The 20,054-nt window shown below is 69.9% G+C and carries 20 protein-coding genes; 13 read left to right on the plus strand and 7 right to left on the minus strand.

Annotated features, from left to right (window positions below; translation table 11 throughout):
* Positions 1–196: 196 nt before the first annotated feature.
* The 6 genes from I4J89_RS19335 to I4J89_RS19360 all read left to right on the plus strand — a co-directional run bounded on the left by I4J89_RS19335 (position 197) and on the right by I4J89_RS19360 (position 5,910).
* Entirely contained in the window at positions 197–1,801 is a 1,605-nt protein-coding gene (locus I4J89_RS19335) for an ABC-F family ATP-binding cassette domain-containing protein (protein WP_196415382.1), read from the plus strand.
* 407 nt (positions 1,802–2,208) lie between these two features.
* Positions 2,209–2,436 (plus strand): helix-turn-helix domain-containing protein, encoded by a 228-nt coding sequence (locus I4J89_RS19340; RefSeq protein WP_014441759.1) that lies wholly within the window; start codon positions 2,209–2,211, stop codon positions 2,434–2,436.
* Positions 2,433–3,224, plus strand: a complete 792-nt coding sequence (locus tag I4J89_RS19345; RefSeq protein ID WP_196415383.1) for an enoyl-CoA hydratase/isomerase family protein — start codon at positions 2,433–2,435, stop codon at positions 3,222–3,224. The genes I4J89_RS19340 and I4J89_RS19345 overlap by 4 nt, the downstream gene beginning before the upstream one ends.
* 95 nt (positions 3,225–3,319) lie before the next feature.
* On the plus strand, positions 3,320–5,239 hold the full coding sequence (locus tag I4J89_RS19350; RefSeq protein ID WP_196415489.1) for an ABC transporter ATP-binding protein: 1,920 nt from the start codon (positions 3,320–3,322) through the stop codon (positions 5,237–5,239).
* Positions 5,236–5,454, plus strand: coding sequence for a hypothetical protein (locus tag I4J89_RS19355; RefSeq protein WP_196415384.1), 219 nt, complete (start codon positions 5,236–5,238; stop codon positions 5,452–5,454). Before I4J89_RS19350 ends, I4J89_RS19355 begins: the two co-directional genes overlap by 4 nt.
* A gap of 60 nt (positions 5,455–5,514) precedes the next feature.
* Positions 5,515–5,910, plus strand: a complete 396-nt coding sequence (locus I4J89_RS19360) for a RidA family protein (protein WP_230859194.1) — start codon at positions 5,515–5,517, stop codon at positions 5,908–5,910.
* On the opposite strand, the gene mug is transcribed toward I4J89_RS19360, so the two are convergent.
* The 3 genes from mug to I4J89_RS19375 form a co-directional block, all read right to left on the minus strand.
* Positions 5,907–6,446 carry a G/U mismatch-specific DNA glycosylase gene (gene mug / locus I4J89_RS19365; protein ID WP_230859258.1) on the minus strand — a complete coding sequence of 180 codons (540 nt, stop codon included), beginning with the start codon at positions 6,444–6,446 and terminating at the stop codon, positions 5,907–5,909. The two genes, I4J89_RS19360 and mug, sit on opposite strands and share 4 nt — an antisense overlap.
* A 110-nt stretch (positions 6,447–6,556) precedes the next feature.
* On the minus strand, positions 6,557–7,318 hold the full coding sequence (locus tag I4J89_RS19370) for an SDR family oxidoreductase (protein WP_196415385.1): 762 nt from the start codon (positions 7,316–7,318) through the stop codon (positions 6,557–6,559).
* Positions 7,299–8,078, minus strand: coding sequence for a helix-turn-helix domain-containing protein (locus I4J89_RS19375; protein ID WP_196415386.1), 780 nt, complete (start codon positions 8,076–8,078; stop codon positions 7,299–7,301). Before I4J89_RS19375 ends, I4J89_RS19370 begins: the two co-directional genes overlap by 20 nt.
* 86 nt (positions 8,079–8,164) lie before the next feature.
* On the opposite strand from I4J89_RS19375, the gene I4J89_RS19380 reads away from it, so the two are divergent.
* Positions 8,165–8,521: a nuclear transport factor 2 family protein gene (locus I4J89_RS19380; protein WP_196415387.1), complete on the plus strand. Its 357-nt coding sequence runs from the start codon at positions 8,165–8,167 to the stop codon at positions 8,519–8,521.
* A gap of 75 nt (positions 8,522–8,596) precedes the next feature.
* On the opposite strand, the gene I4J89_RS19385 is transcribed toward I4J89_RS19380, so the two are convergent.
* Positions 8,597–9,175, minus strand: a complete 579-nt coding sequence (locus I4J89_RS19385) for a TetR/AcrR family transcriptional regulator (RefSeq protein WP_196415388.1) — start codon at positions 9,173–9,175, stop codon at positions 8,597–8,599.
* A 163-nt stretch (positions 9,176–9,338) separates the two neighbouring features.
* Between I4J89_RS19385 and I4J89_RS19390 the strand changes: the two genes are divergently transcribed.
* Together I4J89_RS19390 and I4J89_RS19395 are read left to right on the plus strand one after the other, a co-directional pair.
* Positions 9,339–9,986 carry an HAD family hydrolase gene (locus I4J89_RS19390; protein WP_196415389.1) on the plus strand — a complete coding sequence of 216 codons (648 nt, stop codon included), beginning with the start codon at positions 9,339–9,341 and terminating at the stop codon, positions 9,984–9,986.
* Between the two features lie 152 nt (positions 9,987–10,138).
* Positions 10,139–11,056: a serine protein kinase RIO gene (locus I4J89_RS19395; RefSeq protein ID WP_373688142.1), complete on the plus strand. Its 918-nt coding sequence runs from the start codon at positions 10,139–10,141 to the stop codon at positions 11,054–11,056.
* A 25-nt stretch (positions 11,057–11,081) separates the two neighbouring features.
* On the opposite strand, the gene I4J89_RS19400 is transcribed toward I4J89_RS19395, so the two are convergent.
* Together I4J89_RS19400 and I4J89_RS19405 are read right to left on the minus strand one after the other, a co-directional pair.
* Positions 11,082–11,327 (minus strand): DUF2630 family protein, encoded by a 246-nt coding sequence (locus I4J89_RS19400; protein ID WP_196415390.1) that lies wholly within the window; start codon positions 11,325–11,327, stop codon positions 11,082–11,084.
* A 13-nt stretch (positions 11,328–11,340) separates the two neighbouring features.
* Positions 11,341–12,051, minus strand: coding sequence for a hypothetical protein (locus tag I4J89_RS19405; protein WP_196415391.1), 711 nt, complete (start codon positions 12,049–12,051; stop codon positions 11,341–11,343).
* 100 nt (positions 12,052–12,151) lie between these two features.
* On the opposite strand from I4J89_RS19405, the gene I4J89_RS19410 reads away from it, so the two are divergent.
* On the plus strand, positions 12,152–12,742 hold the full coding sequence (locus tag I4J89_RS19410; RefSeq protein ID WP_196415392.1) for a sugar O-acetyltransferase: 591 nt from the start codon (positions 12,152–12,154) through the stop codon (positions 12,740–12,742).
* A complete protein-coding gene (locus tag I4J89_RS19415; RefSeq protein ID WP_196415393.1) occupies positions 12,742–13,137 on the plus strand; it encodes a VOC family protein in 396 nt (131 codons plus the stop codon). The genes I4J89_RS19410 and I4J89_RS19415 overlap by 1 nt, the downstream gene beginning before the upstream one ends.
* 151 nt (positions 13,138–13,288) lie before the next feature.
* On the opposite strand, the gene acnA is transcribed toward I4J89_RS19415, so the two are convergent.
* A complete protein-coding gene (gene acnA / locus I4J89_RS19420) occupies positions 13,289–16,075 on the minus strand; it encodes an aconitate hydratase AcnA (RefSeq protein WP_309238371.1) in 2,787 nt (928 codons plus the stop codon).
* Between the two features lie 206 nt (positions 16,076–16,281).
* Here acnA and I4J89_RS19425 point away from each other — a divergent pair, with 206 nt between their 5' ends.
* The gene (locus I4J89_RS19425) at positions 16,282–16,671 is read left to right on the plus strand and encodes a DUF6841 family protein (protein ID WP_196415394.1); all 390 of its coding nucleotides are present in this window, start codon (positions 16,282–16,284) and stop codon (positions 16,669–16,671) included.
* Positions 16,672–16,726: 55 nt separating this feature from the next.
* Complete coding sequence (gene pulA, locus I4J89_RS19430; protein WP_196415395.1) at positions 16,727–20,005, plus strand: pullulanase-type alpha-1,6-glucosidase; 3,279 nt, start codon at positions 16,727–16,729, stop codon at positions 20,003–20,005.
* Positions 20,006–20,054: the final 49 nt, after the last annotated feature.

Here is a 20,054-nt window from a genome sequence, read left to right on the forward strand (position 1 = left end):
CCCGGCGCCGGCGCTGACGCCCTGGCCACGTGGGAAGGGTCCGATTAATCGGGTGGGAGGTGCCCGGGCGAGCCCGGTAGTATGGCCGGGTGCTGCTCTGCGAAGGCTGACCTGCCCAGGCGCCGACCATCCCCAGCCGATGGCCGGCGCTTTCTTGCGCCCTGAGTCAGCCCGATCACCGAGAGCGAGAAATTTCATGATCACCGCCACCGGACTGGAACTTCGCGCCGGCGCGCGAATCCTGATCTCTCCGACCACCCTGCGGGTGCAGCCCGGCGACCGGATCGGCCTGGTCGGCCGCAACGGCGCGGGCAAGACCACCACGCTGAAGGTGCTGGCCGGCGAGGGGATTCCGTACGCGGGGACCGTCGAGCGGACCAGTGAGATCGGCTACCTGCCGCAGGACCCGCGTACCGGCGACCTGAACGTGACCGGCCGCGACCGGGTGCTGTCGGCCCGTGGCCTGGACGCCATCCTCGCCGAGATGCAGAAGCTCGAGGTGCAGCTCGAGGAGAGCTCCGACGACAAGCTGGTCCGGCGCTACGGCCAGCTGGAGGACCAGTTCTCCGCCCTGGGTGGGTATGGTGCCGAGGCCGAGGCGGCGCGGATCTGCGCGAACCTCGGGCTGCCGGACCGGGCCCTGGCCCAGACGATCGGCACGCTCTCCGGCGGTCAGCGCCGCCGGATCGAGCTGGCCCGCATCCTGTTCGCCAACTCCGGGCAGAACGGCAAGGGCATCCTGCTGCTGGACGAGCCGACGAACCACCTCGACCACGACTCCATCGCCTGGCTGCGTGGCTACATGGCCCAGCACAAGGGTGGGCTCATCGTGATCAGCCACGACGTGGAGCTGCTCGACGCCGCCGTCAACAAGGTGTGGTACCTCGACGCGAACCGCTCGGTCGTCGACATGTACAACATGGGCTGGAAGACGTACCTCGAAGCGCGGGAGACCGACGAGCGCCGCCGCCGCCGGGAGCGTGCGAACGCGGAGAAGAAGGCCGGAGCCCTGATGGCCCAGGCCGACAAGATGCGGGCGAAGGCCACCAAGACGGTCGCCGCGCAGAACATGGCCCGCCGCGCCGAGAAGCTGCTCGGCGGCCTGGAGGAGACCCGCGCCTCGGACAAGGTGGCGAAGGTCCGGTTCCCGAGTCCCGCACCGTGCGGCAAGACTCCGCTGACCGCGTCCGGGCTGTCGAAGTCGTACGGGTCGCTGGAGATCTTCACCGACGTCAGCGTGGCGGTCGACCGGGGCTCCCGGGTGGCCATCCTCGGCCTGAACGGCGCCGGCAAGACCACCCTGCTGCGGATGCTGGGCGGTCTCCTCGAGCCGGACACCGGCGAGGTCCGCGCGGGCCACGGCCTGCGCCTGGGCTACTACGCCCAGGAGCACGAGACGCTCGACGTGGACCGCACGATCCTGGAGCACATGCGCAGCGCCGGATCCGAGCAGACCGACACCGAGCTGCGGAAGATCCTCGGCGCGTTCCTCTTCTCGGGTGACGACGTCGACAAGCCGGCCGGGGTGCTCTCCGGCGGGGAGAAGACCCGTCTGGCCCTGGCCACGCTGGTCTGCTCCGGCGCCAACGTGCTGCTGCTGGACGAGCCGACGAACAACCTCGACCCGGTGAGCCGGGAGCAGGTGCTCGACGCCATCGCCAACTACCCGGGCGCGATCGTGCTGGTCACCCACGACGCCGGCTGCGTGCAGGCGCTCAAGCCGGACCGGGCGATCCTGTTGCCGGACGGCGACGAGGACGCGTGGAGCGACGATCTCCTGGAGCTCGTCGAGCTCGCTTGAGCCTCGCATCGTCAGTTGTCAACTGGTGCCCACACAGACAGTGCGATGTTCGGGCGTTTGGGGGCAGGTCGGGCGCGCGAACGGGCGTCGCGTCCTAACCCCTTGGAGCGATCTCGTCACTCTCCGGAGCGGTCATCGCCCCCACCTGCGGGTTGCCTCGATCGAGTGTTTCCGCAGGTGATCGATGGTCTTGGCGGAGCGAGGGCGGGAGTCGCGCTCCGCTGGAATTGCCGCGCAGTGTGCTGTCTACAAACTGTCTGACATTGATGCCCGTGGTAACCGTCAAGTTCCTGACAGTAATAAATGGGCACGTTCACGCGGGCCGGATGCCTGGCGCATGATCGTTGGAGACGGTGTAATAGGTGGGACCGTATCTGACCGCACTGTCTGCGACGTGAGGATTCAAGATGGCAGCCACTGGCACAGCTACCAGTACTGAGAAGGGTCGTCGAATCGTCGGTAGCGAGCGGCAGTCGCTCGCCAAGGACCTGGTGAAGCGATACACCTCCGGCGAGAGCATCCGCGCACTGGCCGCTTCCACCGGACGTTCCTACGGATTCGTACACCGGGTGCTCACCGAATCGGGCGTGCAGTTGCGCCAGCGTGGTGGCGCCCGCCGCCGCAAGAAGGCGTGACGGCCGCCGACGCCCGGCCGGCAACCGCCGACGAGGTAGGCGTTCGCTACGAACAGGATGGGCCGGTCGCCACGGTGACGTTGGACCGGCCCAACGTTCTCAATGCCCAGACTCCGGCCATGTGGACGGAGCTCGGCAACATTTCACAGAAATTAACGGGCGACGTCCGCGTCGTCATTGTCCGCGCCGAGGGACGCGCGTTTTCGGCCGGCCTGGATCTGTCGGTGGCGCGCGGCGACGGCGATTCTTCGCTGGCCCGGCTAGCACAGTTGTCCGCCTCGGAGTGCGCGGATCAGATTGCCGTGTTCCAGACCGCGTTCACCTGGTTGCGCAGTCCGTCCATTGTGACGATCGCGGCTGTGCAAGGGCACGCGATCGGGGCCGGCTTTCAGCTCGCGCTGAACTGCGACATGCGAGTTCTCGCGGACGACGCGCGGTTCTCGATGGCCGAGGTGGCCCTCGGTCTGGTGCCCGATCTGGGCGGAACGAAGCGGCTCACCGAGCTGGTCGGTCCGTCCCGGGCGTTGGAGATCTGCGTGACCGGCCGGCGGATCTCGGCGGACGAGGCGGACCGGATCGGTCTGGCCACCGCGGTGGTGCCACGAGCCGAGCTGGACGCGGCGGTGGCCGATCTGGCCGCGGCCGTGCTGGCCGGTGACGCGGGTGCCGTGTCGGAGATCAAAGCCCTGCTCACGGGTGCGTCCGCCCGGACGTACGCGGAGCAGGACCGGGCCGAACGTGAGGCCCAGACCCGCCGGCTCAGCGAACTGCTGGGCTCCGGGGAGTAGTCGAGGAATAGCGTCCTTACCTCCCGGGTTGTCGTACCCACGCGGCAGACTCTGTCCTGCCCGTCGAGCGACGCCCCGGGAGGTGACGCATGTCCATGCCCAGCTGGAGCATGCTGCGTTCGATCCAGAATTCCGACCAGGTGAACAAACACCAGGTCAAGAGCGGTACAGCCCGGCGGATCGTGCGGTTCGCTCAGCCCTACCGGCGAGACATCTCGGTCTTCCTGGTGACCGTGGTGATCGCGGCCGGCATCGGGGTGGCCACGCCGCTGCTCGCCGGTCACGTGATCAACGCGATCACCGGCGGCGGTCCGGACGCGGCCGACACCGTGGTGCGCGTCGCGCTGCTGATCGCCGCCCTGGCGGTCGCCGACGCTCTGCTCTCCCTGGCCCAGCGGTGGTACTCGGCGCGCATCGGCGAGGGGATCATCCTCGACCTGCGGACCCGGGTCTACGACCACGTCCAGCGCATGCCGCTGCAGTTCTTCACGCGGACGCAGACCGGTGCGCTGGTGAGCCGGCTCAACAACGACGTGGTGGGTGCCCAGCGGGCGTTCACCTCGACGCTGTCCGGCGTGCTGAGCAACGTCATCCAGCTGGTGCTCACCGCGGTTGTCATGCTCAGCCTCTCCTGGCCGATCACCGTGCTGTCGCTGGTGCTCCTGCCGGTCTTCATCATCCCGGCCCGCCGGGTCGGCAAGCGGCTCGCGGAGATCACCCGGGAGTCGTACAACCTCGACGCGAAGATGAACGCGACGATGACCGAGCGCTTCAACGTCTCCGGGGCGCTGCTGGTCAAGCTGTTCGGCCGGCCCGACGCCGAGGCGGCCCGGTTCGGCGAGCGCGCCGAGCGGGTCCGCGACATCGGCGTGCAGCAGGCGATGTACTCGCGGACCTTCTTCGTGGCGATGCTGCTGGTCGCGTCACTCGCGCAGGCGCTGACGTACGGTCTGGGCGGCTGGCTCGCCGTCCGCGGTGAGGTCTCGGCCGGCACCGTCGTCACCCTCGCGCTCCTGCTCACCCGGCTGTACGGTCCGCTCACCGCGCTGAGCAACGTCCGGGTCGACGTGATGAGCGCGCTGGTCTCCTTCGACCGGGTCTTCGAGGTGCTCGACCTGAAACCCGGCATCGCCGAGAAACCGGATGCCACGCCCATTCCGGCCGGGACCGGCCGGATCGAGTTCCGCGACGTCCGGTTCCGTTACCCGAGTGCGGACGAGGTCTCCCTGGCCACCCTCGAGGACGTCGTGACCCTCGATCGGCGGGAGAACGAAACGGTGCTCGACGGACTCGGCTTCACCGTCGAGCCCGGGCAGATGGTGGCTCTCGTCGGCCCGTCCGGTGCGGGCAAGTCGACCACGTCGATGCTGGTCTCCCGGGTCTACGACGTGACGAGCGGCGCGGTGCTGATCGGCGGCGTGGACGTGCGGGACGCGACCCTCGAATCGTTGCGCGACACGGTCGGTGTGGTCACCCAGGACTCGCACCTGTTCCACGAGACGATCGCCGAGAACCTGCGGTACGCGAGACCCGGCGCGACCGAGGAGCAGATGTGGGCGGCCTTGGAGGGCGCCCAGGTGGCCGGCCTTGTCCGGGCGCTGCCGGACGGTCTCGACACGGTGGTGGGTGAGCGCGGCTACCGGTTCTCCGGCGGCGAGAAACAGCGCATCGCGATCGCCCGGCTGCTGATCAAACAGCCGTCGATCGTGATCCTCGACGAGGCGACCGCGCACCTGGACAGCGAGTCGGAGGCGGCGGTGCAACGGGCGCTCGCCGAGGCGTTGCGCGGCCGGACCGCGCTGGTGATCGCACACCGGCTCTCCACGATCCGCGAGGCCGACCAGATCCTGGTGCTGGACCACGGCCGCATCGTCGAGCGGGGCCGGCACGACGACCTGGTGGCGGCCGGCGGGCTCTACGCTGAGCTGTACCGGACGCAGTTCGCGGTGAGCCCGCCGCGCTACGAGGGCGAGGTGGAGATCGTCACCGTTCCCCCGGCTACCGTGGAGCCGTGATGGAGTTCCTGGTTCTGATCGTGGTGGTGGCGCTGCTGCTCACCGCGCTGATGCGGTTCGCCGTCTGGGCTCGCGGTAAGGGCATCGGCGGTGGCCTGATGGGCCCGATCGACGAGGCCTGGCACCCGTCGGCCGATCGGTTCCGCCGGGAGACGGTGATCCACGAGCAGCGGGTCCTCCCACCCCGGCCCGGCGACGACCTGTATCGCGACTGACCAGGTTCACTGACGGAAATGAGATCGCGGTCGGCGGGCCGGTCCGTTCATCCTGGCCGGATGAGCGGAATGGAGTTGGTTACGCACAATCCCGTCGACGGGGTCTATCCGGCCACCGGCGACTACGTCCACGCCGTGGAGGTCCGCGGGGCCCCGCGGATGCTCTTCATCTCCGGCACCATGGGCCTGGATCCCGCCGGGCGGCCCGGTGCGACGCTGACCGAGCAGCTCGAACTCGTCTGGGACAACATCCGGGCCATCCTCGCCTCGGCCGGGATGACGGTCGACAACATCGTCCGGCAGACCAGTTACCTGCGTGACGTGGCGTACGCGGAGGAGAACGCCGCGGCTCGGGTGGCCGCGCTGGGCGGCCGGGCGATCCCGACGACCGCGATCGTGGTGCAGACCCTGGAGAAGGACTGGCTGATCGAACTGGAGATCGTCGCGGCCGGTTAGAGGGCGGCCCGCAGCCGGGCGAACTCCTCGGCGAGGTCGGCGAGCTGGAAGTGGGCGTTCAGGCCGCTCGGGTTGGGGAGCACCCACACCGGCACCCCGGCGATCGTCTCCGGCTGCGGGCCGATCCGCGCTTTCGGGCGGCCGAACGCCGTCCGGTAGGCGGTCACTCCGAGCACCGCGACGTGGTGGGGCGCTATCCGGCGTACCAGATCGGTGAGAAGGTCTCCACCTTTGACCAGTTCGTCCGGGGTGAGCTCGTCGGCGCGGGCGGTGGCCCGCGCCACGACGTTGGTGATGCCGAGGCCGAGGGCGGGCAGCAGATGCTGTTCGGAGGGGTGCAGCACGCGGTCGGTAAAGCCGGCGGCGTGCAGCGCCGGCCAGAACCGGTTGCCGGGCCGGGCGAAATGGTGCCCGGTGGCGGCCGAGTACAGGCTGGGATTGATTCCGGAGAAGAGCACCTTCAGGTCGGGCCCGATCAGATCCGGAATGGTCCGCCCGGCCGCTGCCGCGATCTCGGCCGGGGTCGGCTTGCGCAACGTTCCGGCCGGACCGGGGGCGTGCTGCGCACTGCCTGCGGCGTGCTGGGCGTTGCCTGCGGCGTGCCGGGCATCGCCGGCGCGGTTGGTGGGGGTCGGGCGGTGAGTGGTCACAGGCCGCGCAGCGAGCCGCCGTCGACGGACACCGCGACGCCGGTCATGTAGCTGGCCGCCGGGGAGAGCAGGAACGCCGCCACCCGCCCGTACTCCGGGGGTTCGCCGATGCGGCGCAGCGGGATCGCCTCGGCCACCTCAGCCGCGGCGGTCGCCGGGTCGCCGGTGGCGGCGAAGAGTTCCCGGTTGCGGTCGGTCATGAACCGGCCCGGCAGGATGCTTAGTACCCGCACGCCGCGCGGGCCGTACTCGTCCGCCATGTCCTTGGCGGCCATCGCCAGGCCCGGCCGCAGGCCGTTGGAAAGTCCGAGCCCGGCCAGCGGTGTCTTCACCGAGGTGGAGAGCACCAGACCGATCGCACCGCCCTCGGGCAGCGCCGACGCGAACGTGCGGGCCGCCCGCATGGAGCCGAGGAAGACGGTCTCGAACGCGGCGCGCCACTGGTCGTCGGTCATGCTGGCGGCGGTGCCCGGCGTCGGGCCGCCGACCGAGATCAGGGCGCCGTCGAGCCGGCCGAACCTCTCCTGTGCGGTGTCGACCAGCTCGCGCGGGGTTGCCGGGTCGCCCAGGTCGGCCGTCACGCCGACGGCGTGCTCGGCACCGCCGAGATCCTCGACCGCTTCGGCGACCCGGTCCTCGGAGCGGGACGAGATCACCACCCGGGCGCCGTCGGCGACGAGCGCCTGCGCGGTGGCGAAACCGAGCCCGCGCGAGGCTCCGGTGAGGATGTAGACGCGATCAGCCAGCCCGAGATCCATGCACCGATCCTGCCATCTGAAACCGCAACGCGTCCGCTGTGGCCGGGTCGGCCGGCAGGAACGCCTCGATCGCCAGTTCGGAGAGGGTGACGTCGCGCGGGGTGCCGAGCACCGAGGTGATGCTGAAGAAGCTGAGCTCCTCGTACTTCAGCGGGACGACCAGGCCGTCGGGCCGATCGGCTACCAGACCGCCGGGGTAACCGGTGAGCTCGGTGCGCAGGTCCCGCAGCACCGGGTCGCCGGTGGCGGCGGCCTGCCGGTCGAGGCGGTGCAGGATGTGCGTACGCCACTCGGCCAGGTTGCCGATCCGTGGCGCCATGCCGTCCGGGTGCAGCGCGAGCCGCAGTACGTTGACCGGTGGTTCGAGCAGGTGGGGCGCGCACCCGGCGGTGAACCGGGCCACCGCGGTGTTGGCGTCGACCATGGTCCAGTGCCGGTCCACCAGCACCGCGGGGCAGGGATCGTGTCCGGCCAGCACGTTGCGGAGTGCGGCCAGGACCGTCGACAGCGGTGTCGCGTCCAGTTCGGACTCGGAGTAGGCGGGCGCGTACCCGCCGGCGAGCAGCAGCTCGTTGCGGGACCGCAGCGGGACTTCGAGCTCCTCGGCGAGCCGCAGGATCATCTCGCTGGTCGGCCGGGAACGCCCGGTCTCCACGAAGGACAGATGGCGGGTGGAGACGCCGGCCCGCACGGCCAGGTCGAGCTGGCTCATCCGCCGGTCGTCGCGCCAGGTCCGCAGCAGTCGTCCCACGTCACTCATGCCCGGACTGTAGGCAGCACCGGCCCGCGGCCGCCATGACCTCTGAGGTAATCGACGCCCTTACCCGGGACGGGCACGGTGGAGCCATGAGTGATTTCGACACGACAGTGCAGCGTTATCTGGCGATCTGGAACGAGACCGAGCCGCAGGCCCGCCGCGCCGGCATCGACGACGTCTTCACGGCGGACGTGCGCTACTCCGACCCGATCGCCACGGTCGAGGGCCGGGACGCGCTGAGTGCGCTGATCGGCGAGGTGCACCAACGGTTCCCCGGCCTGGTCTTCAGCCCCGGCGGGCTGCTCGACGCCCACCACGACCAGGCGCGATTCACCTGGCATCTGGGCCGACCCGGCGAGGAGCCGCTGGTCATCGGCTTCGACGTGGCCGAGCGGGACGCCGACGGCCGGATCAAGCTGGTCCTGGGCTTTTTCGACAAGGCCTGATCCGCTCCGAGTCGATCCGGAGGATGCGCCCGCCACCCCGGGGGCGGCGCATCTCCGGCGCCTCGCAGCGAGCGGTCAGTGGCGGCGGACGGCCTCTTCGACGACGTCGAGGACGTGGAGCAGCTCGCCGGGCGGGCGGCCGGTGGCCAGGTGCAGGACCAGGCCGTCGTAGGCCAGCTCGAGGAACTGGGTGAGCACCTCGACCGGCACGTCCTTGCGCAGCACCCCGGCGTCGTGCTGGCGTTGCAGGCGCTCGCGGGTGGCGTCGGCGATGGCGGCCGAGCGCTGCGCCCAGCGCTTGGCGAACGCCGGGTCGGTCCGCAGCCGGTGCGAGACCTCCAGCTGGGTGCCGAGCCAGCCCGCGGTGTCACCCTCGCTGTTGCCGGCCCGCGCCAGCAGGTCGCGCATCACCTGGACGAGGCCGTTGCGGGTGACCGTCTCGACCATCGTGGCGGCGTCGTCCTCGGCCACGGCGAGGAACAACGACTCCTTGTCGCGAAAATGGTGGAAAATCGCACCACGGGACATGCCCGTCGCCTCCTCGAGGCGGCGGACCGTGGCGCCCTCGTAGCCGAACCGCGCGAAGCAGGCACGAGCCGCGCTGAGGATCTCGTGGCGACGCGCGTCTAGCTGGTCCTGACTAACCCGGGGCACGCGCTGATCGTGTCACGGTGCCCCGGTCCGTTGCAATCCGTACGTACGGCTTCTTAAGCTGGTCCGTCCCCCGAACGGATGATGCGAATTTCGTCATCCCGCCCGCATTTTGTTAACACTCCTGGACTGTTCGGTTCCGTCACCGCTCACGTAAAGTGCCCGGGTGCCCCTCGTCTTCCTGGCTTTGGACGACACCCTGCTCGACCGCAGCGGTGCGTTCCGGCTGTGGGCGAAAGGTTTCCTCGACGAGATCGCGGCACCCCAGGACGACCTGGACTGGCTGGTCTCGGTCGACGCCGACGGGCTCACCTCCCGGTGGGATCTCGCGGACCTGATCCGGGACCGATACCAGCTCCGGATCCCCTCCATCGACGTGGTGGACGAGCTGAACGAGGGGCCGCTGACGTTCGAGCGGCTGGACCCGATGGTGGGTTGCGCGCTGGAGATCGCCGGGGACGCCGGGCTGGTCCCGGTCGTGGTCACCAACGGGCCGAGGGAGCAGCAGGAGGCGCGGATCCGGCGTACCGGGCTGGACCGCTACGTCGCCGACTGGGTGATCTCGGAGGAGTGCGGGGTCAGCAAGCCGAACCCGCGGATCTTCGCGCTCGCCGCCCAGCGGGTGCGGATGCGCCTGGCCGGCGCCTGGGTGGTGGGTGACAGCCCCGAGGCGGACATCGGCGGCGCGGCCGCGATGGGCCTGCGCAGCGTGTGGCTGCACCGCGGGCGGGAGTGGGTGGACAACCGGTTCGCCCCGACGCACGTGGTGGGCAACGTGATCCAGGGCATCTCCGCGATCATGGCGACCCGCTGAGATAAATAGGTTGCGCGGGTCAGGGCGATCCGCGAGAGTCGACCGCGCACGAACGACCCGACGAGAAAGAAGGGGGTGGACCTAATGGCCGTCTTTGTGATGCCTGCTGTCCGGCCTTCCCTGTTTACTTCTTTCTCCGAGGAGACCCTCCAGTGCGCGAGCACGATCCTTACAGCTCCACCACCATGCGCCGCGGCCGTCGCAAGTTCGATGACGACGACGCTGACTTTCTGAAGATCAGTCGGCTCGAGCCGGCTCTGCACGAGGACCCGGACCTGCCCGAGGAGGGCGACCGCTGGTCCACCTGGGACGGTGCACTGCACGGTCCCGATCCACGTCCCGACTGGGTGCGCACCGAGCACGGTGCCGTCGATACCGAGCTGGGCATGCTCAAGACCGGCAAGGAAGCCGACGTCTTCCTCGTCCGCCGGGAATTGCCAGCGACCGGGCAGGTCAGCATGCTGGCCGCGAAGCGGTATCGCGACGGCGAACACCGGCTGTTCCACCGCGACGCGGGATACCTGGAAGGACGCCGGGTGCGGCGGTCCCGCGAGATGCGGGCCATGACGAACCGTACGGCGTTCGGCAAGGAGCTCATCGCCGGGCAGTGGGCGGCCGCCGAGTTCGGTGCGCTGGGCCGGCTTTGGGAGATCGGTCAGGAGAGCGGGCTGGTCAACGTCCCGTACCCGGTGCAGCTGATCGGCACCGAGCTGATGATGGAGTTCATCGGGGACTGGGAGACCGGGGAGGCCGCGCCACGGCTCGCCCAGGTGCGTACCGACTCGGATGGGCTGGCCGACCTGTGGCGGCAGATGACCGACGCGCTGTCGGTGCTGGCCCGGGCGCAGGTGGCGCACGGTGACCTGTCGCCGTACAACACGATGGTTCACGACGGCCGGCTGGTGCTGATCGACCTGCCGCAGATCATCGACGTGATCGCCAATCCGCGCGGGGGCGAGTTCATCGCCCGCGACGTCAACAACGTGGCGAACTGGTTCCGTTCACGCGGGCTGCCGGTCGACGCGGAGGGGCTGATCGAGCGTCTGCATCACGAGGCGGGACTGCGCTGACCGCGCGTCCCAGACCCGGCCCGCGTCACTGGAGGTAACCCTCCACCTCGCCGATCCCGTGGGCCTGCTCGGCGTCCGGGTCGAGTCCGGCCGAGCGGGCCGCCCGGCGCCGGCGCAGCAGGTCCCAGCACTGATCCAGCGACTCCTCGAGCTCCTTGAGCCGGGCGTGCTCCTCGTCCGAGGAGATCTTTCCCTGGCTCAGCTGCTGGCGCAGCGTGTGCTCTTCCTCGACCAAGCCGCTGATCCGGCTCAGCACAGTCTTGTCATCCATTCCCGAAGCCTATTCACCACGCGGGCTCGGGTGGCGTACCGAGTGGCGTGTCCGACAGGCCGAGCTTCGCGCGGGTGTCGGTGATCTCGTCCGCCAGCCGCCGGTAGAGCGCCGGCGGATCGTCCGCCATCGCGCTGAGGGCGGCCGCCCGGCGGCCGAGTTCGCGCTCCCAATCCACGGCCAGACGGTCGGGGCGGATCCGGTCGAAGTGCTTGCGGGCCAGCTCGGCGTCCCCGCTCAGGCCGGCCGCCGCGCCGGTGTGGAACGCGTGCCACCACGACGTCGCGCCGACCCTGCTCTGCGGGGCGGACAGCGAGCGAGCGACGTCGGCCGGCGTCCCGATCTCCTGGCGCACCTCGACGACCCGTCGCCGGGCGATGCCGGTGATCTGGTCCAGGTCGGCGGCGAACTGGTCGTCTCGGACGTGCCGGATGTTCTGCACCCACACGTGGCCGTCCTCGGGGCGTTCGGTGGCGAAGTCGCCGGTGTCTTCCCGCCAGTACAGCTTGCCGCCGTAGTCGTAGCTGAACTCGCGGATCGGGCCCCAGAGGAAGGTGGCGCCGACACCCAGCCGGGTATCGGCGCGGGCCCGCTCGAACTCCACGAAGAGCAGCCACCAGCCGCGATCCTCGACCCAGATGCGGGTGCGCTTGTGGCGGCGCAGACCCAGCGGACGCAGCTCCGTCTGAGCCGCGGCGACGATCATCTGTTCAGGTGTGGGCACCGGGCGACCCTAACCCGCCGGCGGTGTGTTCGCGGTGACGCCGGAACGGTTGTGGGGCAGGGTGTATCCGGCGGGACACCATCGACGATCAAGGAATGCCGTGACGCTTGAAGCCCAGCGGGAGCACATGCTCACCGGCCGGATGTACAACGACCTCACCGATGAGCTGGTGCGGGCGCGGCAACGGACCGTGCTTGCGACCACTGAGTACAACCACAGCTTCGGGCAGGCGCCGGCGACCCGCGAAGCGATCCTGCGGCGGCTGCTCGGTGCGGTGGGTGAGAACTGCTACTTCGAGCCGACGTTCCGGTGCGAGTTCGGCTTCAACATCCGCATCGGCCGCGACTTCTACGCCAACTTCGACTGCGTGATGCTGGACGGTGGAGGCATCACCATCGGGGATCACGTGCTCTTCGGGCCGAAGGTCGGCATCTACACCTCGAACCACGCGATCGACGCGGCCGAGCGGGTGGCCGGCGGGTGTTACGCCAAACCGGTCGTCATCGGCGATCGCGTGTGGGTCGGCGGTGGCGTCACCATCAACCAGGGCGTGACCATCGGCGATGACACGATCATCGGCTCCGGGAGTGTGGTGACCCGGTCGATCCCGGCCGGGGTGGTCGCGGTCGGGAACCCGGCCCGGGTGCTGCGCGAGATCACCGATGCCGACAAGACGGGATACCAGCCCTGATGCACGTCGACCTGGTAGCGGTGATCGTCGAGGAGTACGACCCGGCGATCGAGTTCTTCACCGAGGTGCTCGGTTTCGCGCTGACCGAGGACTCGCCGTCGCTGACCAACGACGGTCGGCCGAAACGCTGGGTGGTGGTCCGCCCGCCGGGTGGCGGGACCGGACTGCTGCTGGCCCGGGCCGACGGCGAGCGGCAGGTGGCGGCGGTCGGCGACCAGATGGCCGGGCGGGTGGGCTTCTTCCTGCGGGTCGACGACTTCGACGCGACCTATCAGCGGATGGTCGCGCACGGCGTGCGTTTCCTGAAGGAGCCGCGAACCGAGTCCTATGGCGAGATCGCCGTCTTCCTGGACATCGCCGGCAACAAGTGGGACCTGCTCGGACCCGCTGCTTGAGCCCGGCGGCCGCGCTGCGGCCTGGAGTGGCACCCGGCTCGCGTCGTAGCCCGGGTACCTGTTCGTAGGGCGTACCACGAAGGGGTTTGAAAAGGGTGACGCCCTGCCTTCCGGAACCGGAAGGCAGGGCGTCGGGATGATCTGGAAGAGATCAGCCGCGGAGCATCTTGCGGAGGACGTACTGCAGGATGCCGCCGTTGCGGTAGTAATCCGCCTCGCCGGGCGTGTCGATGCGGACGACCGCCTCGAACTCGATGCCGGTGTCCGTGGTGACCTTGACCGTGCGCGGCGTGCGGCCCTCGTTGAGCTCGGTGACGCCGGTGAACGAGAAGGTCTCGGTGCCGGTGAGGCCGAGCGACTCGGCGTTCTGGCCCTGCGGGAACTGCAGGGGCAGGACGCCCATGCCGATCAGGTTGGAGCGGTGGATGCGCTCGTAGCTCTCGGCGATGACCGCGCGGACGCCGAGGAGCATGGTGCCCTTGGCGGCCCAGTCACGCGAGGAGCCCGAGCCGTACTCCTTGCCGGCGAGGATGACCAGCGGGATGCCGGCCTCCTGGTAGGCGACGCTCGCGTCGAAGATGGTGGTCTGCTCGCCGGTCAGGTGGTTGACCGTGAAGCCGCCCTCGACATCGTTCAGCAGCTGGTTGCGCAGCCGGATGTTGGCGAAGGTTCCCCGGATCATGACCTCGTGGTTGCCACGGCGCGAGCCGTAGCTGTTGAACTCGGCGCGCGGGACGCCATGCTCGGCGAGGTACTTACCGGCGGGGGAGTCCGGCTTGATCGAGCTGGCCGGGGAGATGTGGTCGGTGGTGACCGAGTCGCCCAGCTTGGCCAGGACGCGGGCACCGGCGATGTCGGTCACCGGCGACGGGTCGGCGGACATGCCCTCGAAGTACGGGGGCTTGCGCACGTAGGTGGAGTCACCTGCCCAGGCGAACGTGTCACCGGTCGGGGTGGGCAGCGACTGCCACTGCTCGTCACCGGCGAAGACGTCCGCGTACGCCGTGCTGAAGCCCTCGGCGCCGATGGCCTGCGCGATGGTGTCGTCGATCTCCTTGGCGGACGGCCAGATCTCGTTGAGGTAGACCGGCTTGCCGTCCGAGCCGGTGCCGAGCGGCTCGGTGGTGATGTCGATGTCCATCGAGCCGGCCAGGGCGTACGCGACGACCAGCGGCGGGGACGCCAGGTAGTTCATCTTGACGTCCGGGTTGATCCGGCCCTCGAAGTTCCGGTTGCCGGAGAGCACGCTGACCGCAGTCAGGTCGGCCTCGTTGATCGCGGCCGAGATCTCCTCGGGCAGCGGGCCGGAGTTGCCGATGCACGTGGTGCAGCCGTAGCCGACCAGGTTGAACCCGATCTTGTCCAGGTACGGCGTGAGGCCGGACCGGTCGTAGTAGTCGGAGACGACCTTGGAGCCCGGGGCGAGGGTGGTCTTGACCCACGGCTTGCGGGTCAGGCCACGCTCGACGGCCTTCTTGGCGAGCAGGGCGGCACCGATCATGACCTGCGGGTTCGACGTGTTCGTGCAGGACGTGATGGCGGCGATCACGACCGCGCCGTGGTCCAGCTCGTACTCGTTGCCGTCCTCGCCCTTGACCAGGGTCGGCTTGGACGGGCGGCCGTTCGCGCCGGCGGCGGCGCTGAAGACGTGCGGCTTGTCGGCCGGGTCGTCGACGCCGTTGGCCGGCGAGTCGCTGGCCGGGAAGGACTCGTCGCTGGCTTCGTCCGCGTGGCCCTGCGGCTGCACGTAGTTCTTGAGGGCGTCGCGGAACATCGGCTTGGCGGCGTTCAGCGGGACGCGGTCCTGCGGGCGCTTCGGGCCGGCCAGCGACGGGACGATCGTGGAGAGGTCCAGCTCGAGCTTCTCCGAGTAGTCCGGCTCGGCGTTCGGGTCCAGCCAGAGGCCCTGGCGCTTCGCGTAGGCCTCGACGAGCGCGACCTGCTGCTCGGTGCGACCGGTGAGCTTGAGGTAGTCGATGGTCTGCTCGTCGATCGGGAAGATCGCGACGGTCGAGCCGTACTCCGGCGACATGTTGCCGATGGTGGCCCGGTTCGCCAGCGGCACGGCGCTCACGCCGGGGCCGTAGAACTCGACGAACTTGCTGACCACACCGTGCTTGCGCAGCATCTCGGTGATGGTGAGCACCAGGTCGGTGGCGGTGGTGCCGGCCGGCGCCTCGCCGAACAGCTTGAAGCCGACGACCCGCGGGATCAGCATGCTGACCGGCTGGCCGAGCATGGCGGCCTCGGCCTCGATGCCGCCGACGCCCCAGCCCAGCACGCCCAGGCCGTTGACCATCGTGGTGTGCGAGTCGGTGCCGACAACCGTGTCCGGGTAAGCCTGCCCGTTGCGCTCCATGATCGTCCGAGCCAGGTACTCGATGTTCACCTGGTGCACGATGCCGGTGCCCGGCGGTACGACCTTGAACTCGTTGAACGCGGTCTGGCCCCAGCGCAGGAACTGGTAGCGCTCGCGGTTGCGCTGATACTCCAGGTCCACGTTGCGCTGGAAGGCGTCCGCGCGGCCGAACAGGTCGGCGATGACCGAGTGGTCGATGACCAGCTCGGCGGGAGCCAGCGGGTTGACCTTGGTGGGGTCGCCGCCCAGTTCCTTGACGGCCTCACGCATGGTGGCCAGGTCGACCACGCAGGGAACGCCGGTGAAGTCCTGCATCAGCACCCGTGCCGGGGTGAACTGGATCTCGACGCTGGGGTCGGCGTTCTGGTCCCAGCTGCCGAGCGCGTTGATGTGGTCGGCGGTGATGTTCGCGCCGTCCTCAGTACGCAGCAGGTTCTCCAGGAGGATCTTCAAGGAGTAGGGCAGGCGATCGTGCCCCTTCACCTTGTCGATCGTGAAAATCTCGTAGCTCGCGTCTCCGACGCGCAGCTCGCTCTTCGCACCAAAGGTGTCGAGGCTGGCCACCGTCATCTCCTTCACACCCAGCGACTGGAAGTCAAGTCTTTCGCACCGAAAGGGCGACCTTCGGGTTAGGTATGCCTAACTCTCGGTTCACATCTCTTGGTAAACCGTACGTCCGTCTTGCTAGCCATCGCAAGGCGGGGTCCACCTCCCGATCCTCTCAGTCCGGGCTGGTCGCGCGGGCCGAGGTTTGCGGGCGTCGATCGGTGGGAATGCGCGGCGCCATGACTGCCCCGGCCGAACTCGACCAGCTCGCCGACTTCTTCGGGCGTTACGGCACCGCCCTCACCACGGGCGACGTCGCCACCATCGCCGGCTGTCACACGCTGCCCGGACTCGTCGTCTCCGACTCGTACAGCTTCACGTTCAGCTCGCCCGCGGCGGTGGCCCTGTCGTTCCTGGGCGCGGCGCCCGCGTACCGGGAGCAGCGGATCGTGGCCGCACACGCGAAGGTGCTCGACGTGCTGCCGCTGTCCGCCATGTTGTCCCTGGTGTCGGTCGAGTGGGAGTACCTCGACGACGCGGGCGACGCGGTACCCGGCGAGCACTACCGGTACCTGATCCGGACCGATGCCGACGGGCCGCACATCACCGCGGTCATCACCACCCGCTGAGCCTCTATTCACCAGCCGCGCTGAAAAGGTCACAGGCCGGTGCGACCATGGTCCGGTGACGACGATCGAGATCACTGCGACCGCCCCGCCGCACCACCGGACCAGTCCGCAATGGCTCATCGTGCACTACCACCGCGCCGACGGCGATTACGCCGACTGGGCGCTGCACGCCTGGGGAGACGTCGCGCCCGGGGAGGAGACGACCTATCCCGCGGGCACGCCGTTCGCCGGCGAGGACTCCTACGGCCGCTTCGCCTGGGTGCGGCTCGCTCCGGAGGCGCGCGAGGTGGGGTTCCTCGTGGTGCACCGCTACGGCGCCAAGGACGTCGACCTGGATCGGTGGGTCGATCTGCGGCAGACCTCGGAGATCTGGCTGCGGGCCAACGACCGGCGGGTCGCGCTCGAGCCGCCGGCGCCGGCCCCGGCGCCGGATCCCGGCTTCGCCGTGATCCATTACCGGCGGCCGGACGGTGACTACAGCGGCTGGGGCCTGCACTGCTGGGAGGGCGTCGAGCGCACGGACAAAACCCGTTGGAGTACGCCGAAGCCACCCACCCGCTTCGACGAGTACGGCGCGGTTTTCCAGGTCCCGGTGCGGCCGGACGCCGTGGGCCTGCGCTTCGTCGTGCACCGCGGCGACGACAAGGACCTGCCCGACGACCAGCGTCTCGACCTCACCACCTGCCGTGAGGTGTGGATGCTCGCCGGCGTCGCCGCCCCGGTCCGGCCCGACCTGGGCACGCTCGGTCCCGAGCTGGACCCGGCCCGGTCGCTCGCGGTCTTCCTCGACCGGGGCACCGTCGCGCTGCCCGAGTGGTTCGCGGCCCGGGCGGCCACCTTCACGCTGGTCGCCTCCGCCGACGGCAAACTGCGCCGCGACGGCACCGACCTGACCGGGGAGGACGACGAGCTGGCCCTGGTGCCGCGGCCCGGCGGGCTGTTCCAGGCGCAGAGCCGGCGGTTTCCGCACCTGCGGGCGTACCGGGCTTTCGCCGTGCGGGAGCTGGGCGACGCGGTCCTCGGCGACCTGCTGCGCGGGCAGCTCCTGGTCGCCGGGCGGGACGCCGCCGGCCGGGTGACCGCGCTGACCGGAGTGCAGCTGGCCGGCGTCCTCGACGATCTGTACGCGGAGGCGGCCGACGCCGAGCTCGGCCCGCTCCCGGCCGACGAGGACCGCCCGCAGCTGGCGGTCTGGGCACCGACCGCCCGCCACGTGCGGCTGGAACTGTTCCGGGAGCCCGGCGAGGAGCCCCGCCTGGTGCCGATGGACCGGGACCCGGTGACCGGTGTCTGGTCGGTCACCGCCAAGCGCAAGTGGCTGGGGCGCTACTACCGGTTTCAGGTGGAGGTGTGGCATCCGGCCGCGCAGCGGGTGGTCACCACCAGCGTGACCGATCCGTACTCGGTGTCGCTGGCCACCGATTCCACGCACAGCCAGCTGGTCGACCTCGCCGACCCGGCGCTCTGCCCGCCGGGGTGGGACACCCTGGTCAAGCCGCCCGCGGTGGCCCCGGCCCGGATGCAGATCGCCGAGGTGTCGGTCCGCGACTTCTCCATCTTCGACAGCTCGGTCCCGGCCGCCGAGCGCGGGACCTTCCTGGCGTTCACCCATCCCGGCTCGGACGGGATGCGGCACCTGCGGTCGCTCGCCGATGCCGGGCTCACCCACGTGCACCTGCTGCCGGTCAACGACTTCGCCACCGTGCCGGACCGCCGGGCCGATCAGGCGCAGCCCGCCTGCGACCTGGCGTCCTTCCCGCCGGACTCGCCGGAGCAGCAGCGCGCGGTCATGGCGGTCGCCGACGAGGACGGCTACAACTGGGGCTACGACCCGTGGCACTGGACGACGCCGGAGGGCGCCTACGCCACCGACCCGGCCGGCTCCGCACGGATCCTCCAGATGCGATCGATGGTCGCCGCGCTCAACGCGGCCGGCCTGCGGGTGGTCCTCGACGTGGTCTACAACCACACGATGGGCGACGGACTCGACCGGGACAGCGTCCTGGACCGCATCGTGCCCGGCTATTACCACCGGTTGCTCGCCGACGGCAGCACCGCCGAGTCGACCTGCTGCCCGAACACGGCCACCGAGCACATGATGATGAGCAAGCTGGTGATCGACTCGGTGGTGACCTGGGCCCGGGAGTACCGGATCGACGGCTTCCGGTTCGATCTGATGGGCCACCACCCGCGGGCCAACATCCTGGAGGCCCGGATCGCGCTGGACCGGCTCGGCGAACACGGCCGGGACATCTGCATCTACGGCGAGGGGTGGAACTTCGGCGAGGTGGCGTACGACGCTCGGTTCGCGCAGGCCACCCAGGTCAACATGGCCGGCACCGGGATCGGCACGTTCAACGACCGGCTGCGGGACGCGGCCCGCGGCGGCGGCTCGTTCGGCGACGATCCGGGCGTGCAAGGGTTCGCCACCGGGCTCGGATCGCGGACCCCGCTGTGGCTGCACGACCGGATCAAGGTGGGTCTGACCGGCGCCCTGTCGACGTACCGGTTCGTCACGCACACCGGCGCCGAGCAGAGCGGCGCGCAGATCGACTACAACGGCTCCCCGAGCGGATACGCGCACTCGCCGGGCGAGACGGTGAACTATGTCGACGCGCACGACAACGAGATCCTCTACGACGCGATGGCGTTCAAGCTGCCGATCGGCACCCCGCCGCTGGACCGGGCACGGATGCAGGTGCTGGCGCTCGCCCTCGTCGTACTCAGCCAGGGTGCCGGGTTCGTCGCGCTCGGCAGCGAGCGGCTGCGTTCCAAGTCGCTGGACCGTAACTCGTTCAACTCCGGTGACTGGTTCAACCAGATCCGCTGGGACCCGGCGCTCGGCAACGGTTTCGGCCTGGGCCTGCCACCGTTCGCCGACAACGGCGACAAGTGGGAGTACGCCCGGCCCCTGCTCGCCGAGCCCTCGCTGGTCGCGCCGCCGGACGCGATCACGTTGACCGCGGAGCGGTACCGGGAACTGCTCCGCATCCGCAGTTCGTCGCCGGTCTTCGGCCTGCCCACGACCGAGGAGGTGCAGCGCCGGGTGACGTTCCCGCTCGGTGGCCCGCACGAGACCCCCGGCGTGATCGTCATGTGTCTGGACGGGACCGGCCTGGATCCGCGGTGGCGGTCCATCGTGGTGGTGTTCAACGCCACCGAGGAGGGCACCCGGCAGCGCGTTCCGGAGGCGGATCTGCGCCCGCACCCGGAACTGGTGGAGTCGGCGGACCCGGTGCTGCGCGAGGCCGGTGCCGAGCCGGATCAGGAGGGCGTGTCGGTGCTGGAGGTTCCGGCCCGCTCGGTGGCCGTCTACGTCAGCGATCTCGCTTGACCGGTCCACGAGGTGCGTGCGGCGCTGCGCTACATTGCGCCGCGGGGCT

This window comes from Actinoplanes aureus (assembly GCF_015704865.1).
GTDB lineage: Bacteria > Actinomycetota > Actinomycetes > Mycobacteriales > Micromonosporaceae > Actinoplanes > Actinoplanes aureus.

Coding starts and splice junctions, on each gene's coding strand:
- I4J89_RS19335 (WP_196415382.1), top strand. CDS start 197: ATGATCACCGCCACCGGACTGGAACTTCGCGCCGGCGCGCGAATCCTG.
- I4J89_RS19340 (WP_014441759.1), top strand. CDS start 2,209: ATGGCAGCCACTGGCACAGCTACCAGTACTGAGAAGGGTCGTCGAATC.
- I4J89_RS19350 (WP_196415489.1), top strand. CDS start 3,320: ATGCCCAGCTGGAGCATGCTGCGTTCGATCCAGAATTCCGACCAGGTG.
- I4J89_RS19360 (WP_230859194.1), top strand. CDS start 5,515: ATGAGCGGAATGGAGTTGGTTACGCACAATCCCGTCGACGGGGTCTAT.
- I4J89_RS19370 (WP_196415385.1), bottom strand. CDS start 7,318: ATGGATCTCGGGCTGGCTGATCGCGTCTACATCCTCACCGGAGCCTCG.
- I4J89_RS19375 (WP_196415386.1), bottom strand. CDS start 8,078: ATGAGTGACGTGGGACGACTGCTGCGGACCTGGCGCGACGACCGGCGG.
- I4J89_RS19380 (WP_196415387.1), top strand. CDS start 8,165: ATGAGTGATTTCGACACGACAGTGCAGCGTTATCTGGCGATCTGGAAC.
- I4J89_RS19400 (WP_196415390.1), bottom strand. CDS start 11,327: ATGGATGACAAGACTGTGCTGAGCCGGATCAGCGGCTTGGTCGAGGAA.
- I4J89_RS19415 (WP_196415393.1), top strand. CDS start 12,742: ATGCACGTCGACCTGGTAGCGGTGATCGTCGAGGAGTACGACCCGGCG.
- I4J89_RS19425 (WP_196415394.1), top strand. CDS start 16,282: ATGACTGCCCCGGCCGAACTCGACCAGCTCGCCGACTTCTTCGGGCGT.